We start from the raw sequence: 14840 nt of genomic DNA, 5'->3' as shown, positions 1-14840 counted from the left end.
CGGGAGGACGAAGCCGGCCACGGTCCTCGCGGCGCCGCGGGGCGACTACCTCGCCTCGGCCGCCCCGGCCCCCGGCACGGCCTTCGTCCTCGCGGTCGGCGACTTTCGGTTACGCGGACTAGACTCGGCGTCACACCACGTCATAATGGGGGCCTGTCGGTGACTTCGCGGCGAGTACTTGAGACCAAGTACCGGATCTCGGAAACGGCAATGGCCTTGTTTCTCGAAGAGGGGTACGAGAACGTTACGGTCGAGGCTGTCGCGGAGGCGTCACGAGTGTCTCGGCGCACCGTATTCCGGCATTTCGAGAGCAAGGACGAACTCGCGTTTCCGGACCACAACGAACGCATCGGTCTCGTCCAGCGCTGTCTCGTCGAGTCCGATCCTGACGCGGATCCGGTAGAGGCCGTCATCGCGGCCACGGAGGAGTCTTTGCATGACTTCCTCAGCCGGCCGGAGCTCGTCCTCCGGCGATACAAGTTGACGCGCGTCGTCCCCGAACTACGGAAGCGGGAGGTCATTGAGCACGAACGATACGTGACGCTTACACGTGCGTTCCTGCGTGAGCGCCTCCCACCGGATACACCACCGTTCCAACCGATGGGCCTCGCGGCCCTCGTGGACGCGATCCACCGATCCGCTCTCGGAAACTGGGCGCGCAGCGGCGGCACGACCGACGCCATTGCCGAAGTGGCGGCGGGAATGGAATGGGTCCGTCGGCTCATGGTCCACGAGACGACTTTCTCCACCACCCCGCTACTTCTCGCGGTGCTCCCTGACGACCCACAAACCCGCCGCGTCCTCAGCTCACTGAAGAACACGGCGGAGGACCTGCTCTAGTACTCCGAGCCGCATTTAGAGATCGGTGAGTTCTCCTTGTCGGTGGTAGTGGCATCTTCGAGCACGGGCTTGGATCTTCATGGCGCTCGTCCTCGCCCCGCCGCCCGGCGACCGAGGGCGTCCTGCCTGCGGTGACCGTGGCGGGCTCGGCTTTTCGTCGTGCCCGCCACGCCAGGTCCACCCCCGAGCCGGACCCGTGTCACGCCGTCAACGCTGCCTCGTCAGCAGACCCGGCCGGTACGGCAGGAGGCCGTAGTCGCCGCCGGAGTTGGGGCTGCGCCCCTGGTAGAGCAACTGCAGATTGCACGGATCGATGGTGAAGGTCTGGTCGGCACTGGTGCGGATCAGTTCGCCATGGCTGATGTCGTTGGTCCAGGTCGCGCCGCTGTTCGCCTTGCCGGCGAAGGGGTTGCTCTCGGTCGCGGCCTGCGGTGTCCACGAGCCGTTCAGACTGGTGGCCGTGAACGAGCGGAAGTAGCGCCCCTGGGAGCCGATCGCCTCGACGAGCATGAGGTAGCGGTTCTGGTCCTGGAGCTTGTAGACCTGAACGGCCTCGAACAGGTTGTTGGTCGAATCGCTCATGACCACTGTCGAGGTCGTGCCGAAGCTGCCCGGGAAGTTCCCGATCGGCATACCGGCCCGGTAGATCTTGCCGTTGTCGCCGGCGAAGAAGAGGTACATGTTCGTGCCGTCACCGATGAGCGTCTGGTCGATGGGTCCCGTCCCGGAGCCGCTGATGCTCCCGGAGAAGAGCACCTGCTGCGATGACCAGCCGTTCGGGTTGGTGGGGTCGCTCGACGTCCGGTAGGAGAAGGCGGTCCCACCCCACTGGTAGGCGAGCACCCAGACGTTCTTCGGCGCGAAGTAGAAGAGCGTGGGAGCGACGGTGGCATTCGACATCCTGTTCTGGCTGGCAGAGGCCATCTCCGACCAGTCGCCGAACAGGCCGAAGTTCATGGAACCCCACGTCGTCCCCGTGTCGTGCGTCGTCGCATAGACGAGATGCCTGCCGTTGTAGGGGGCGACGGTGAAGTCCTTGAGCGAGACCCACCCCGACTTGGGCTGCGCGAGCGGGCCCGTCGACGTCCAGCGGTATGCCGACGGAAGATCACATGTCGGAGCGCGGTCACCGCCACGGGAGTCGACGAGCCGCCATTGCTGCTGGTTCTGGCCATGAGCGGCGCCCGCGCTCATCACGGACAGGAGCACCGACAGCAGGATCGATGCCAGGACCGCACAGGTCCTCACCATGTACTTCCTCCTTCCCTGCAATGTTAGCGCTAACATTTCCCGGCCGGTGAGACCTCCTCTCCATCGGGATCGGGGGGCGGTGGTGGTGGCCCGGAGTAAATACGAGACAGAGCGACATCGTCAAGGACTGCGGACTTCGAAAATGTTTCGGGCATAGACCTGCTGCTAGAACGCACATATGGCCGTCGTATGCGATGAAAACTTTCAAAACTATTGACGAGATCTTCGAGGCCTCGCACACTGAGGCCGCGACGCCCTGGTGGTGAGTGCGTTCCCGTGATGGGGCGCGGCGTCTGTTGCACGGCGGTGTCCCGTGCTTCCCCACCCCTCGTCCATTCACGGAGGAACAGACGTGCGTGCGAACGTCATACCCAAGTCCAGGATCAGGATCCGCAAGCGGGCCATCCTCGCAGGCGCCCTCGGGGTGCTCGCGACCGCGGCTCTGGTGGCCCCGTCTCCGGCGGCCGCCGCGGAGAGCACCCTGGGCGCCGCGGCGGCGCAGAACGGCCGCTACTTCGGCACCGCCATCGCCTCGGGCAAGCTCAACGACTCGGTGTACACCACGATCGCGAACCGCGAGTTCAACTCGGTGACCGCCGAGAACGAGATGAAGATCGACGCCACCGAACCCCAGCGGGGCCGGTTCGACTTCAGCGCCGGCGACCGCGTCTACAACTGGGCGGTCCAGAACGGCAAGCAGGTACGCGGCCACACCCTGGCCTGGCACTCCCAGCAACCCGGCTGGATGCAGAGCCTCGAGGGCGGCACGCTGCGCCAGGCGATGATCGACCACATCAACGGCGTCATGGCCCACTACACAGGCAAGATCGTCCAGTGGGACGTCGTGAACGAGGCCTTCGCCGACGGCGGCTCGGGAGCCCGCCGCGACTCCAACCTGCAGCGCACCGGCAACGACTGGATCGAGGTCGCCTTCCGCACCGCGCGCGCCGCCGACCCGGCCGCCAAGCTCTGCTACAACGACTACAACATCGAGAACTGGACCTGGGCCAAGACGCAGGCCGTGTACTCCATGGTCCGCGACTTCAAGCAGCGCGGCGTGCCCATCGACTGCGTCGGCTTCCAGTCCCACTTCAACAGCGGCAGCCCCTACAACGGGAACTTCCGCACCACCCTGCAGAGCTTCGCCGCCCTCGGCGTCGATGTCGCCATCACCGAGCTGGACATCCAGGGTGCGTCGGCCACGACCTACGCCAACGTGACCAACGACTGCCTGGCCGTCTCGCGCTGCCTCGGCATCACCGTCTGGGGCGTGCGCGACACCGACTCCTGGCGCTCGGAGCAGACACCGCTGCTGTTCGACGGCAACGGCAACAAGAAGGCCGCCTACACCGCGGTCCTCAACGCCCTCAACGGCGGCACGACGACGCCCCCTGACGGCGCCGGAACGATCAAGGGTGACGGCTCGGGCCGTTGCCTGGACGTGCCCAACGCCAGCACCACTGACGGCACCCAGGTCCAGCTGTGGGACTGCCACGGCGGCACCAACCAGCAGTGGACCTACACCGACGCGAGCGAGCTCAGGGTCTACGGCGACAAGTGCCTGGACGCCGCCGGCACCGGCAACGGCGCCAGGGTCCAGATCTACAGCTGCTGGGGCGGCGACAACCAGAAATGGCGCCTCAACTCCGACGGATCCGTCGTCGGCGTCCAGTCCGGCCTCTGCCTGGACGCGGCCGGCACCGCCAACGGCTCCGCGATCCAGCTCTACTCCTGCTGGAACGGCGGCAACCAGCGCTGGACCCGCACCTGACCCGCCACACGCGGAGCGCGGATCGATGAAGACCCGCGATGCCCGGCGCGGGGCTCGCCTCAGACGGTGTCCAGGACGCTGGGCAGCGCCCGGTGGTCGAGGCCGTGAGTCGCGGCGACCGAGGGTTCGATGAGGTCACCGGCGTGGGTGTTGAGCCCGCGGGCAAGGGCTGGGTCGGCGCGCAGAGCGCCTGCCCAGCCCTCATCGGCGATACGCGCGATGTAGGGCAGGGTGACGCCGGTGAGGGCGTGGGTTGAAGTAGCGGGCACGGCGCCGGGCATGTTGGCCACGCAGTAGAAGACCGTGTCGTGGACGCGGTAGGTGGGCTCTGCGTGGGTGGTCGGTTGCGAGTCGGCGAAGCAGCCGCCCTGATCGATGGCGATGTCGACCAGGACGGCGCCCGGCCTCATCCGGGCCACGAGGTCGGTGGAGACGAGTGTGGGGGCCTGCGCACCGGGGACGAGGACCGCGCCGATGACCAGGTCCGCGTCGAGCACCGCCTGCTCGATCCGATAGGCGGTGGAGACCACGGTGCGGACCCGCCCCTGGTACAGCGCGTCGGCGGCGCGGAGCCTGTCGATGTCGACGTCCAGCAGGGTGACGTCGGCGCCCATCCCCACGGCGATGGCGGTGGCGTTCATCCCGGAGACCCCTGCGCCGATCACCACGACCCGGGCGGCGGGTGTACCGGGGACACCGCCGGGCAGGACCCCGCGGCCACCGGCGGAGGACATGAGATGGTAGGCGCCCACCTGGGGGGCGAGGCGGCCGGCGACCTCGCTCATCGGGGCCAGCAGCGGCAGCGAGCCCGTGGCGGTCTTCACGGTCTCGTAGGCGATGGCGGTGACCTTCCTCTCCAGCAGCGCCTCTGTGCATTCCCGGGACGCGGCCAGGTGGAGGTAGGTGAAGAGGATCTGGCCGGGCCGCAGCCGCGGGTACTCGATCGGGACGGGCTCCTTCACCTTGAGGACGAGGTCGCTCTCGCCCCACACGTCGTCGGCGTGAGCGAGGATCTCGGCGCCGGCCGCGACGAAGTCCTCGTCGGTGATCGAGGAACCGGCGCCGGCGGAGCGCTCGATGACGACCTCGTGGCCATGGGCTGTGAGGGTGTGCACACCGGCCGGGGTGACGGCGACGCGGTACTCGTTGTTCTTCAGTTCCCGCGGAACACCGATTCTCATTCAATGCCCTTCCAGTTGTGGGCGGCACGCGACTGCGCACGGCCGTGCCTGCCGTGCCGTTCGGGGACCGGTCGCCCGGGGGAAGGCGCGTTCGGCGCCTCCCCCCGGGCGAGCGGCTAGTCGCGGCTGATCTCGTCGGCGACCTGGCAGCAGCATCGGCCGGGGTCCGTGCAGGTGTGGCCCGGCTTGCCTAGACCGGCGCGGGCGAAGGCCGCGGCGGCCGTCTTGGCCTCGGCGCCGTCTCCCCGCTCGTAGACGACCTTGCCGTCGACGACCGTGGCGGCCACCTTCATGTCGATGAGCTCGTGCGGGTCCCGGGTCAGCACGTCGCCGTCGACGACGCAGACGTCGGCGGCCATGCCGCGTTCCAGCGTGCCCTTCCACTTCTCGGCGTGATCCTGCCACGCGCCGGTGCGGGTGTAGGTCGCCAGCGCCTGCGGCGCGCTGATGCGCTCCGCCGTGCCCGCGACGCTGCCGTCCGCCCCTTCGCGGAGCTGCGCCGACATCACGCCCTGCAGCCAGTGGAACGCCACGACCGGCGCGTCCGACCCGGTGGTCACCCGCACTCCGGCCCCCAGCGCGCTGCGGTACGGCCACTGGTACTCGGTCAGCTCGGCTCCGATGATCTGTTCGAGCACCCGCCCCTGCAGGTACAGGATCTCGGCGTTCATGTTCGCGCCGATCCCGTTGCGCGCCATGGTCCGCAGCGTCCGCGCCGACGGGAAGTTGCAGTGGATCACGTAGTTGCGCAGGTCCTTCCGGCGCCAGTCGCGCCCCGCCGCCTTGACATATCCGGCGACGGTCGCGTCGGTCGTCGCGTCGCCGCACGAGTGCGTGCCGACCTGGAGCCCGGCGTCCGCGGCGAGCTTGATCATCTCGTGCAGGTTCGCGACCTGCTCGTCCGGCGACGCGCCCGCGATGGTCATGCTGCCCCGGGACCCGTCCAGGTAGGGCTCGTTCATCCAGGCCGTCCTGAACCTGGGGATGCCGTCGGCGAACACCTTGACGCCGACCACGTTCAGCATCCGGGGGTCGACGCCCTCCAGCGGCTCGTACGATTCGATCGCCTCGCGCATCGACTGCGGTGAGTTGCCGCCCCGCAGAAGCACGGTGATGCGCATGCGCAACGCATCCGCACGCTCCTTCTCCGCGTAGATGTCCAAGGGGGCCGAACCCGGCTCGGTGGCGCTGGTGACGCCCATGGTGTGGAGGAGGCTCACGGCGGCGTCGATCGCCTGTGAGCGCTCTTCCCGGCTGAAACCTGGCACGACGCGGGTCACCAGACCCTGCGCGGTCTCGCGGAACACGCCCGTGGGCTCGCCGTTCGCGTCCTTGTCGATGACGCCGCCGGTCGGCGGGACGGTGTCACGGGTGATGCCGGCCAGCCGCATCACCACCGAGTTCACCGACACCGCGTGCCCCGAGAAGTCGTTGAGGACCACCGGGTGGTCTCCCGAGACCGGATCGATGTCGGCGGCGACCGGCGCCCGCGGCAGCCGGAGCTCCTGCCATCCCCGGCCGCGGATCCACGAGTCGGAGGACGGCGCCTCCTCCGCCGCCGTGCGGATCACCGCGACCAGCTCCTCGATCGTCGCCGTGTCCACGCCGAGGTTGTAGGGCGGGACACTGAGGCCGAGCGAGGCGACGTGGTTGTGGGAGTCGTTGATGCCCGGCAGGACCGTGCCTCCGCCCGCGTCCAGCAGTTCGGTCCTGCGGCCCTTGAACCGGTCGATCTCCCGCTCGCTGCCGACGGCCAGGATCCGGCCGCCCCGGATGGCGACGGCCTGCGCCTTGCGGAAGTGCTCGTCCAGCAGCAGCACGCGGCCATTGTGAATGATCAGATCCGCGGGGCCCCGGGACGGGGACGCGTGCGCCGCCCCCGCCGGCAGCACCCCCGCCATTGTCGTACCGGCCGCCACAGCGGCGGCCCCACCCAAAACCTGACGACGGTTCATCTCCGGATTCATGCCGAATTCCTCCTTGGGGGCATGGGGAGTCGGAGGCCCCGGATCGGGGCCCCTCTGTGCTGGGGATCGGGGTAGGTCAGCCGTTGGCTAGACCAGGGTGCCGTCCGTGAATCTGGCACCTCGGAGGAACTGCAAGAGCTTGCGATTGAAGACGCTCGGTCGTTCCCACTGAGGGCTGTGACCGACTTCGGCGAAGGTCAGTGAGGAGGCGTTGGGCAGGTGCTCCAGCACCGTCCTGCCGAGCGAAGGGGGAATGTACAGGTCGGCGTCGCCCATGGTGAGCAGGGTCCTGGTACGCATGGTCCGCAGAACGTCCCAGGTGATCCGGTTGGTCAGCTTCGGGAACGGACTCGCCGGCCCGGGCCGCGAGAGTTCCACGATCTCCTCCCACTCGTGCACGCCTTGCGGGTTGGCCGCGCGGTAGGACGGCCCCAGTTCCCGGAAGGAATGCGGCAGCGCGTCGGCTCCCGGCGGCTGCAGCCGCCTGAGCGCGTCCCGGAACTCGGTCTCCTGGATCCCGATCTGGCTGTTGACCAGGGCGAGGCTGCGCAGCCGGCGGGGATGGGAGACCGCGAAGTCCGCGGCGACGAAGCCGCCGAGTGCCGCCCCGACCAGATGGAACCTGCCCAGTTCGAGGTGGTCGGCCAGCGCGAGCAGGTCGGCGACGGCCGGCTGGTCCTGCGGTGTCGCGGGCGACGACCGGTGGTGACCGCGCCGCGAGTAGGCGACCACCCGGTGACCGTCACGGGCCAGGACGGGCTGCTGGTATGGCCAGGCCAGGTCGCTCCCCGTGCCAGGGTGCAGGAGGACGACGGGCGTTCCGCCGCCGCCGGTGTCCCAGTACCAGAGCCTCCCGCCGGGTACTTCCACGAACCCCTCCGTGACCGGCACTTGTGCCGGCACGGGTTCGGGCTTCAGCGGATCCCGGGAGGGGCCCGCCGCCGCGGCGGGCCGCGCCATCAGCGGCACGGCGGCCGGTGCCGCCGCGGTGGCCGCCAGGAGCGCGGCCTTGAGAACGGTACGTCTCTCGGAGGTGGTCACGGGATCAGCCGATCTGCCATTTCGACCAGCGATCCACGACCGCGCTGTGGTTCTTGGCCCACCAGTCGGCATCGTTGTAGACCAGCTTGTCGGCGTGCTTCTTGTCGAACGCGTTGACCTGCTGCTGGAGATCGTTCAGCTGGGGTTCCGCCGTGACATTGGCCGGGCCCGCACCGGAGACCTGGGCGAAGGCCGCCGCCTGCTTCGGCTGGGACGCGAACCGGATCAGCTGCTCGCCCAGCTGCTTGTTGGGGCTGCCCTTGGGGATCACCAGCGCGTCCCAGCTGACCGGGACGGTGTCCCACACCGGCTTCCACTGGGTGCCTCCGGCTTGCAGGACCGAGTACGCGCGGGCGCTGACGACGAGCGTCAGGTCCGCCTGGTCGTCGACCATGAGCTGCTGCTGCTGGCCGTAGGTCTGCGCGAAGGTCAGGTCGGACCGGACGCGGTCGTACACGCCCAGCGCGCGGTCGACGTCCATCGGGTACAGGCGGTCCTTCGGGATGCCGTCGGCCAGCAGCGCGGCCTCCAGGACGCCGATCGCCGGGTCCTTGCCGAAGACGACGCGCTTCCCGGGGAACGCCTTCCGGTCGAAGAAGTCGGCCAGCTTGGTGGGCGGCTTGTCGCCGTAGGTCCGCTCGTTGTACATGAACAGCAACCCGAAGAACGCGGTCGGGACCCCGCACTCGGACAGCGTTCCCGGCGGGAAGGCGCCCTTCAGGTCGCCGACGTCGATCGGCTCGACGAGCTTGCCGCAGAACTCGCGCGGCAGGAACGCGTCGGTGTCCATGACGTCCCACGTCACCCTGCCGGCGTCCACCATGGCGCGAAGCTTGGCGTTGTCCGACGGGCCGTCGATCCTCACCGTTGCATCGGCCGACTTCTCGAAGGGACGCAGGAATCCCTTCTCCTGACCGTCCTGGTAGGCGCCCTTCCCGTACGAGACGAACGTCAGCGACTTACCGGCGCCAGCCCCGCCGGTGCCGCACGCGGTGAGCAAGGTTGCGAGCGCTCCGCCGACCGCGGCCAGCCAGAGCCCGTTTCTGCGCATGACGGCTTTCCCCTTTGATGCTGAAGGATTTCCTGAACTGAGGCGGGGGGCGGAGAGGGCCGACGCGTGGTCAACCGTCGGCGACCGCTCCTACCACGGACTCGGTGGCCGTCTCCTGACCGGCGCGGTGCCGCTGTCCTGGGACGACGGCCTGATCATCCGGATGCCAGCCGGCCACGACGGAGTCGCCCGGGGCGCCCGGCGCCCCGCTCCCGGCGAGCACCATCGCCGATCCGTGCGTGCCGTCCGCGAACCGCAGGCCGACCCGGTGGTGGCTTCCCGCGTAGCGGACCTCGGTGATGACCGCCTCGTGCCGCCGGTGCCCCGCCGGGACGGTGTCGCCGCCCGCGTGCAGCGCCATCCGCTCCGGGCGCACCACGATCGTGTCGCCGTCCCGCCCGGGGAAGGTGTTGGACTCGCCGAGGAACTGCGCGACGAACAGGGTGCTCGGGCGCTCGTAGAGCTCGGTGGGGGTGCCCACCTGCTCGATCTTTCCCTCGTTGAAGACCGCGATGTGGTCGGAGAGGGTGAGGGCCTCGTGCTGGTCGTGGGTCACGAAGATGAACGTCATGCCGAGTTCCCGGTGCATGCGGGCGATCTCGCCCTGCAACTGGTCGCGCAGCTTCTTGTCGAGCGCGCCGAGCGGCTCGTCCAGGAGCAGGGCGCGCGGCTGGTACACGACGGCCCGGGCGAGCGCCACCCGCTGCTGCTGCCCTCCGGACAGCTGCCTCGGCAGGCGGTCGGCGTACGCCTCAAGGCGGACCAGTTCGAGTACCTGCTCGACCTTGGCGGCGATCTCGCCCTTGGGCATCTTCCGCTGCTGCAGGGGGTAGGCGATGTTGCGCCGGACGCTCATGTGGGGGAACAAGGCGTACTGCTGGAAGACCACGCCGAGGTCGCGCCGGTGCGGTTTGACCCTCGACACGTCCCGCCCGTCGATGCTGATCGATCCCTCGGACAGCGAGGTGAAGCCGGCGATCATCATGAGCATCGTGGTCTTGCCCGACCCCGACGGCCCGAGGAAGGTCATGAACTCGCCGGGGGCGATGTTCAGCGTCACGTCGTCGACGGCGGGCCGGTCCTGTCCCGGGTAGACCTTGCTGACACCGCTGACGGCGATCTCATGGCTGCGGGACGTGCGCGGTTGGTTCATGACGTGCTCCGGTGCGCGGAAGGCTGTCGGCGGACGAGCAGGGGGACGAGCAGGACGAGTGTGGTCGCGACGACGATGAGGCTCGCCGCGGCGCCGATCGTGGGATCGATCTCGAGGGTGACCGAGTCGTACATCTGCACCGGCAGGGTCCGGATGTCGGGCGTCTGCAGGAACAGCGCGACCACGACCTCGTCGAGCGAGGTGACGAACGCGAACACGAACCCCGACCCCACGCCGGGCAGCACCAGCGGCAGGGTGACGCGGAAGAACGTGGTCATCCGGCTCGCCCCCAGGCTGGCCGAGGCGGTCTCCACGGTCCTGTCGTATCCGGCGAGGCTGGTGCCGACGGTGGTGACGACGAAGGGGACGGCGAGCACGGTGTGCGCGAGGACGAAGCCCGGCACCGTCCCGTTGAGCCGCCACTGGAGGAAGACGCCGTAGATGGCGATCGCCGTCACGATGCCGGGCACGATCATCGGCGCCATCGCCATCGAGCGCACCATGCCGCGGCCGCGCCAGAGGGTCCGGTCGAAGCCGAACGCGGCGGCGACGCCGATGACCGTGGCGACCACCGCGACCAGCAGGGCCACCTGGATCGACGTCAGCAGCGAGCCGACCCATTCGGGCGAGGAGAAGAAGCTGGCGTACCAGCGCAGCGACCAGTCCTCGGGCGGGAACCGGAAGGTCTCTCCGGCACTGAAGCTCATCGGGATGACCACGAGCGTCGGGCCGAGGAGGAGCACGGCGACGCCGGCCACCCAGATCCGCAGCGTCCAGCCGAGCCCGTGCTCGGAACGGGGGCTACGCACGGTCCACCGCCCCGCTCAGGCTCGCCGCGGGCCGGGCGATCCGGGAGACCGCGAACAGCACGAGCAACGTGACGACGAGCAGGACGCCCCCGAGGGCGCCGCCGCCGGCGAAGTCGGTCAGGTCACTGACCCGTGTCTCGATCACCTGGGAGATCAGCGCCTCCTGCGGCGAGCCGAGCAGCGAGGGAGTGATGTAGAAGCCGAGGGTCAGGATGAAGACCAGGGAGAACCCCGAGACCACGCCCGGCAGCGACAGCGGGATGTAGACGCTACGGAAGGCCTCCCACCTGGGCGCGCCGAGGCTGGCGGCGGCGTCGAGCAGCCTCCGGTCGATGGAGCTCATGGAGCTGTACAGCGGCAGCACCATGAACGGGAGCATCACCTGGACCATCGCCACGGTCACCCCCGTGACCGTCCCGAGCAGCACCACGCCGTCGATCCCCACCGCCGCGAAGGCCTTGTCGATCACTCCGCCGCGCTGCTCCAGCAGGTACCAGGCGAAGTTGCGGGCCATCACGCTGGTCCAGAACGGCAGCAGGACCAGCAGCAGGAGGATGCCGCGCGTCCTCGGCCCCACCCTGGTCAGCGCGTATGCGTACGGATAGGCGATGACCAGGGTGCAGAGACCGACGATCAGTCCGGTCTGCAACGTGCGGAGCAGCACGGTGAGGGACACGCGGTCGTCGAGGAGAGCGAGGTAGTTGTCCAGCCCGAGCTGCGGCTCGCTGACGCTTCGCCACACGATGAAGGCCAGCGGGTAGAAGAAGAAGACGAGGAGGATCGCGGTCACCGGCAGCAGCAGCCAGGACGCTCCCCGGCGCCTTCGCCCGGTTCGCCCGGCCGGAGAGGAGACCTCGGCCGGCCGCGCGGGCACGGTCGCGGTGCTCACGCCGGCGCCTCCTTGACCGACGGCGCTTCCGCGATGGCCGTGACGTGCTTGATCAGCACCCGTGCCAGCGTGTCCACCTGGTCCTCGGTGATCACCAGTGGAGGTGACAGCACGATGTTGGCGCCCGAGGCGCGCACGATGACCCCGTCGGCACGGGCACCGGCCTGCACCTGGGCGGCGTCGCGGTCGAGCTCGACGCCCAGCATCAGCCCGACCCCGCGGACCTCGCGGACGTGGCTCAGCTCTTCGAGCGGCCTGAGCGCTCGCAGCAGCCGCTCCCCCAGCTTCGTGGCGCGATCCAGCAGGCCCTCGCGCTCCAGGATGTCGATGTTGGCGAGCGCGACGGCCGAGCCCACGGGATGGCCGTTGTAGGTGAAGCCGTGGAGGAAGGGGGCGCCCTCGGCGAGCTCCAGCACCCGCCGTCCGATCAGGACGGCGCCCATGGGGATGTAACCGCTGGTGATGCCCTTCGCGGTGACGATCATGTCCGGCTCGATGCCGTACCGCTCGGCGGCGAACCAGTGACCGGTGCGGCCGAACGCCGTGACGATCTCATCGACGATGAGCAGGATGCCGTGGCGGCGCAGCACGTCCTGGACCCGCTCCCAGTAGCCGTCCGGCGGCGGCACCATGCCGCCCACGCCGAGCGCGGGCTCGCCGACGAACGCGGCGATGTTCTCCGCGCCGATCGCCGCGATCCGCTTCTCCAGCTCGGCGACGAGCACGTCGGTCGCGTTCGCGCCGTGCTCCAGCCCGTGGGGCTTGGCGAGGTACTCGACCCCGGGCATGAGCGGACCGTAGCCGGCGCGCAGCCGGTCCATCCCGGTGGCGGACAGGGATCCCGCGCCCATGCCGTGATACCCGCCCGTCCGGGCGAGGATGACGGTCCGCTCCGGGTGACCGGCGTGATGGTGCGCCAGCCGCGCGAGTTTGATGGCGGTCTCGTTGCCCTCCGATCCGCCGTTGGTGAAGAACACCCGCTCGATGCCCGCGGGGGCGAGCCGGAGGAGCCGCTCGGCGAGCCGGATGGACGGCTCGTTCGAGTAGTCCCCGAACGACGAGTAGAACTCCAGCTTCGCGATCTGCTCGGCGGCCACGGAGGCCAGTTCCCGGCGGCCGTGCCCGACCGGGCACTGCCAGAGACCACCGGTGCCGTCGATGAACGTCCGGCCGGTGACGTCCCACAGCGTGGCACCGTCGCCCCGGTCGATGACGAGCGGTTCCAAGGGCGCGCCGATGACGGTATGCGGGTGGATCACCGACCGCATGTCCGCCTGGGCGAGCTCCTGCGCATGCGCGGCGTTCTTGGTCATGGTTCCGCTCCTCCCTACAGCCGCACCGACACGGACTTGGGTTCGAGGTAGGCATCGATGCCCTCGCTGCCGCCCTCCCGTTCCTGGCCGCTGTTCTTCATGCCGCCGAAGGGGAGTTCGGGACGCACCGGGAAAGGCTCGTTGACGCCGATGACCCCGAAGTTCAGCTGGTCGACCGTGCGCCAGACGCGCGTGAGGCCCTGCGAGTACACGTAGGCCGCGAGCCCGTAGTCGGTCTTGTTGGCCCGCTGGACGACCTCGTCCTCATCGTCGAAGACGTACATGGGCAGCACCGGCCCGAAGGTCTCCTCCGAGCTGATCAGCATGGTGTCGTCGGCCCCGGTCAGCACCGTCGGCTCGAAGAACGCGCCCTTGAGGGCGGAGTCGTCGGGTTCCCAGCGGTGCCCGCCGGCGGCGACCGACGCTCCCCGCTCGACGGCGTCCGCGACGTGCCGCTCGACCTTCTCGATGCCGGCGAAGTCGATCAGGGGACCGGTCGTCGTGCGGGCGTCCGCCCCGTGCCCCAGCCTCAGCTGCGCGACCTTGTCCAGCACCAGTCCGAGGAACTCCTCCTGCACGCCGCGGTGCACGTAGAGCCGGTTGATGGAGATGCAGCTCTGGCCGGCGCAGGCGTACTTGGTCGCGACGACGCCCGCCGCCGCCGACTCGAGATCCGCGTCGTCGTAGACGATCGCGGGCGAATGACCGCCCATCTCCAGCGAGACGCGACGGAGCCGGCTTCCCGTGGACCGGACGAGATGCAGGCCGACCTCGGTGGAGCCGGTGAAGCTGACCTTGTTCAGCCTGGGGTCGGCCAGCAGCGCGCCGACGAGCTCGGCGGGCCTGGTGGTGGTCAGGCACTGGAGCACGCCCGGAGGCAGACCCGCGGCGTCGACGATCCGGATGAGCTCCGCGCCGATCAGCGGCGTCTGCTCGGCGGGTTTGACGATCAGCGGGCACCCGGCGGCGAGCGCGAGCCCGACCTTCCGGATGAGCATGCTCGCGGGGAAGTTCCAGGGTGTGATCGCCAAGGCCGGACCGACCGGAGCGCGCAGGACGAGCCCCGGGCCGGTGGCGGTGGACGGTGTCACGCGCCCGTCCGCGCGGCGTCCCTCCTCGGCCGCCCATTCGAGCATCCTCGCGCTGCCCAGGATCTCACCCCGGGCCTCGGCGAGCGGCTTGCCGCTCTCGGCCGTCAGTAGCGCGGCCAGCATGTCGGCCTTCGCCCGGATGCCGGCGGCGCCCGCCCGGAGCAGGCCGGAGCGCTCCTCGGCACCGGTGGCGCGCCAGGCGCCGGCGGCGGCCTCGGCGGCGTCCAGGGCGGCCGGCGCCTCCTCCGTGCCCGCGTCCGCGGCGCGGCCGATGACCTCCAGGGTCGCCGGGTCGACGACATCGAAGCCCGCGGCCCCCAGCTGCCACCGACCGCCGATGAGCAGCGATTCGGGTGTGACCGAGACGGGTGGCGAAGGCGGCATGTCCGGAACCTCCTGAACGGATGACCGTGGCGAGTGGGGACAGTCTCACAGCGGATATTGATAGAGTCAACACTCAATCTCGGTCTTCCACCATGCGAA

General features: G+C 69.5%; 12 protein-coding genes. 2 read left to right on the top strand and 10 right to left on the bottom strand.

Annotation, left to right across the window (positions count from 1 at the left end; all coding sequences use genetic code 11):
• The first annotated feature begins 159 nt into the window (after positions 1-159).
• Positions 160-840: a TetR/AcrR family transcriptional regulator gene (locus K8Z49_RS48665; RefSeq protein ID WP_161790940.1), complete on the top strand. Its 681-nt coding sequence runs from the start codon at positions 160-162 to the stop codon at positions 838-840.
• A gap of 207 nt (positions 841-1047) precedes the next feature.
• Here K8Z49_RS48665 and K8Z49_RS48660 read toward each other — a convergent pair whose 3' ends face one another.
• Positions 1048-2049, bottom strand: a complete 1002-nt coding sequence (locus K8Z49_RS48660; protein WP_412517257.1) for a non-reducing end alpha-L-arabinofuranosidase family hydrolase — start codon at positions 2047-2049, stop codon at positions 1048-1050.
• Positions 2050-2443: 394 nt separating this feature from the next.
• Between K8Z49_RS48660 and K8Z49_RS48655 the strand changes: the two genes are divergently transcribed.
• On the top strand, positions 2444-3862 hold the full coding sequence (locus K8Z49_RS48655) for an endo-1,4-beta-xylanase (RefSeq protein ID WP_412517256.1): 1419 nt from the start codon (positions 2444-2446) through the stop codon (positions 3860-3862).
• A gap of 59 nt (positions 3863-3921) precedes the next feature.
• Here K8Z49_RS48655 and ald read toward each other — a convergent pair whose 3' ends face one another.
• The 9 genes from ald to K8Z49_RS48610 form a co-directional block, all read right to left on the bottom strand.
• Entirely contained in the window at positions 3922-5043 is a 1122-nt protein-coding gene (ald, locus tag K8Z49_RS48650) for an alanine dehydrogenase (protein ID WP_021593880.1), read from the bottom strand.
• 116 nt (positions 5044-5159) lie between these two features.
• Positions 5160-6863 carry an amidohydrolase gene (locus tag K8Z49_RS48645; protein WP_412517255.1) on the bottom strand — a complete coding sequence of 568 codons (1704 nt, stop codon included), beginning with the start codon at positions 6861-6863 and terminating at the stop codon, positions 5160-5162.
• Positions 6864-7097: 234 nt separating this feature from the next.
• Positions 7098-8051, bottom strand: coding sequence for an alpha/beta fold hydrolase (locus K8Z49_RS48640; protein ID WP_177287831.1), 954 nt, complete (start codon positions 8049-8051; stop codon positions 7098-7100).
• A 4-nt stretch (positions 8052-8055) separates the two neighbouring features.
• Positions 8056-9102: an extracellular solute-binding protein gene (locus K8Z49_RS48635; protein WP_075023231.1), complete on the bottom strand. Its 1047-nt coding sequence runs from the start codon at positions 9100-9102 to the stop codon at positions 8056-8058.
• A gap of 70 nt (positions 9103-9172) precedes the next feature.
• Positions 9173-10255, bottom strand: coding sequence for an ABC transporter ATP-binding protein (locus tag K8Z49_RS48630; protein WP_111833267.1), 1083 nt, complete (start codon positions 10253-10255; stop codon positions 9173-9175).
• A complete protein-coding gene (locus K8Z49_RS48625; protein ID WP_021593885.1) occupies positions 10252-11064 on the bottom strand; it encodes an ABC transporter permease in 813 nt (270 codons plus the stop codon). The genes K8Z49_RS48630 and K8Z49_RS48625 overlap by 4 nt, the downstream gene beginning before the upstream one ends.
• Positions 11057-11953 carry an ABC transporter permease gene (locus K8Z49_RS48620; protein ID WP_021593886.1) on the bottom strand — a complete coding sequence of 299 codons (897 nt, stop codon included), beginning with the start codon at positions 11951-11953 and terminating at the stop codon, positions 11057-11059. Before K8Z49_RS48620 ends, K8Z49_RS48625 begins: the two co-directional genes overlap by 8 nt.
• Entirely contained in the window at positions 11950-13266 is a 1317-nt protein-coding gene (locus K8Z49_RS48615; RefSeq protein ID WP_021593887.1) for an aspartate aminotransferase family protein, read from the bottom strand. Before K8Z49_RS48615 ends, K8Z49_RS48620 begins: the two co-directional genes overlap by 4 nt.
• Before the next feature lie 14 nt (positions 13267-13280).
• Complete coding sequence (locus K8Z49_RS48610; RefSeq protein ID WP_412517254.1) at positions 13281-14741, bottom strand: NAD-dependent succinate-semialdehyde dehydrogenase; 1461 nt, start codon at positions 14739-14741, stop codon at positions 13281-13283.
• Positions 14742-14840: the final 99 nt, after the last annotated feature.

It is taken from the genome of Actinomadura madurae (assembly GCF_047130825.1).
GTDB classification, from domain to species: Bacteria; Actinomycetota; Actinomycetes; order Streptosporangiales; family Streptosporangiaceae; genus Spirillospora; species Spirillospora madurae.
The sequence above is the reverse complement of the archived record's forward strand: the minus strand, read 5'-3'. Positions and strand labels throughout refer to the sequence as shown.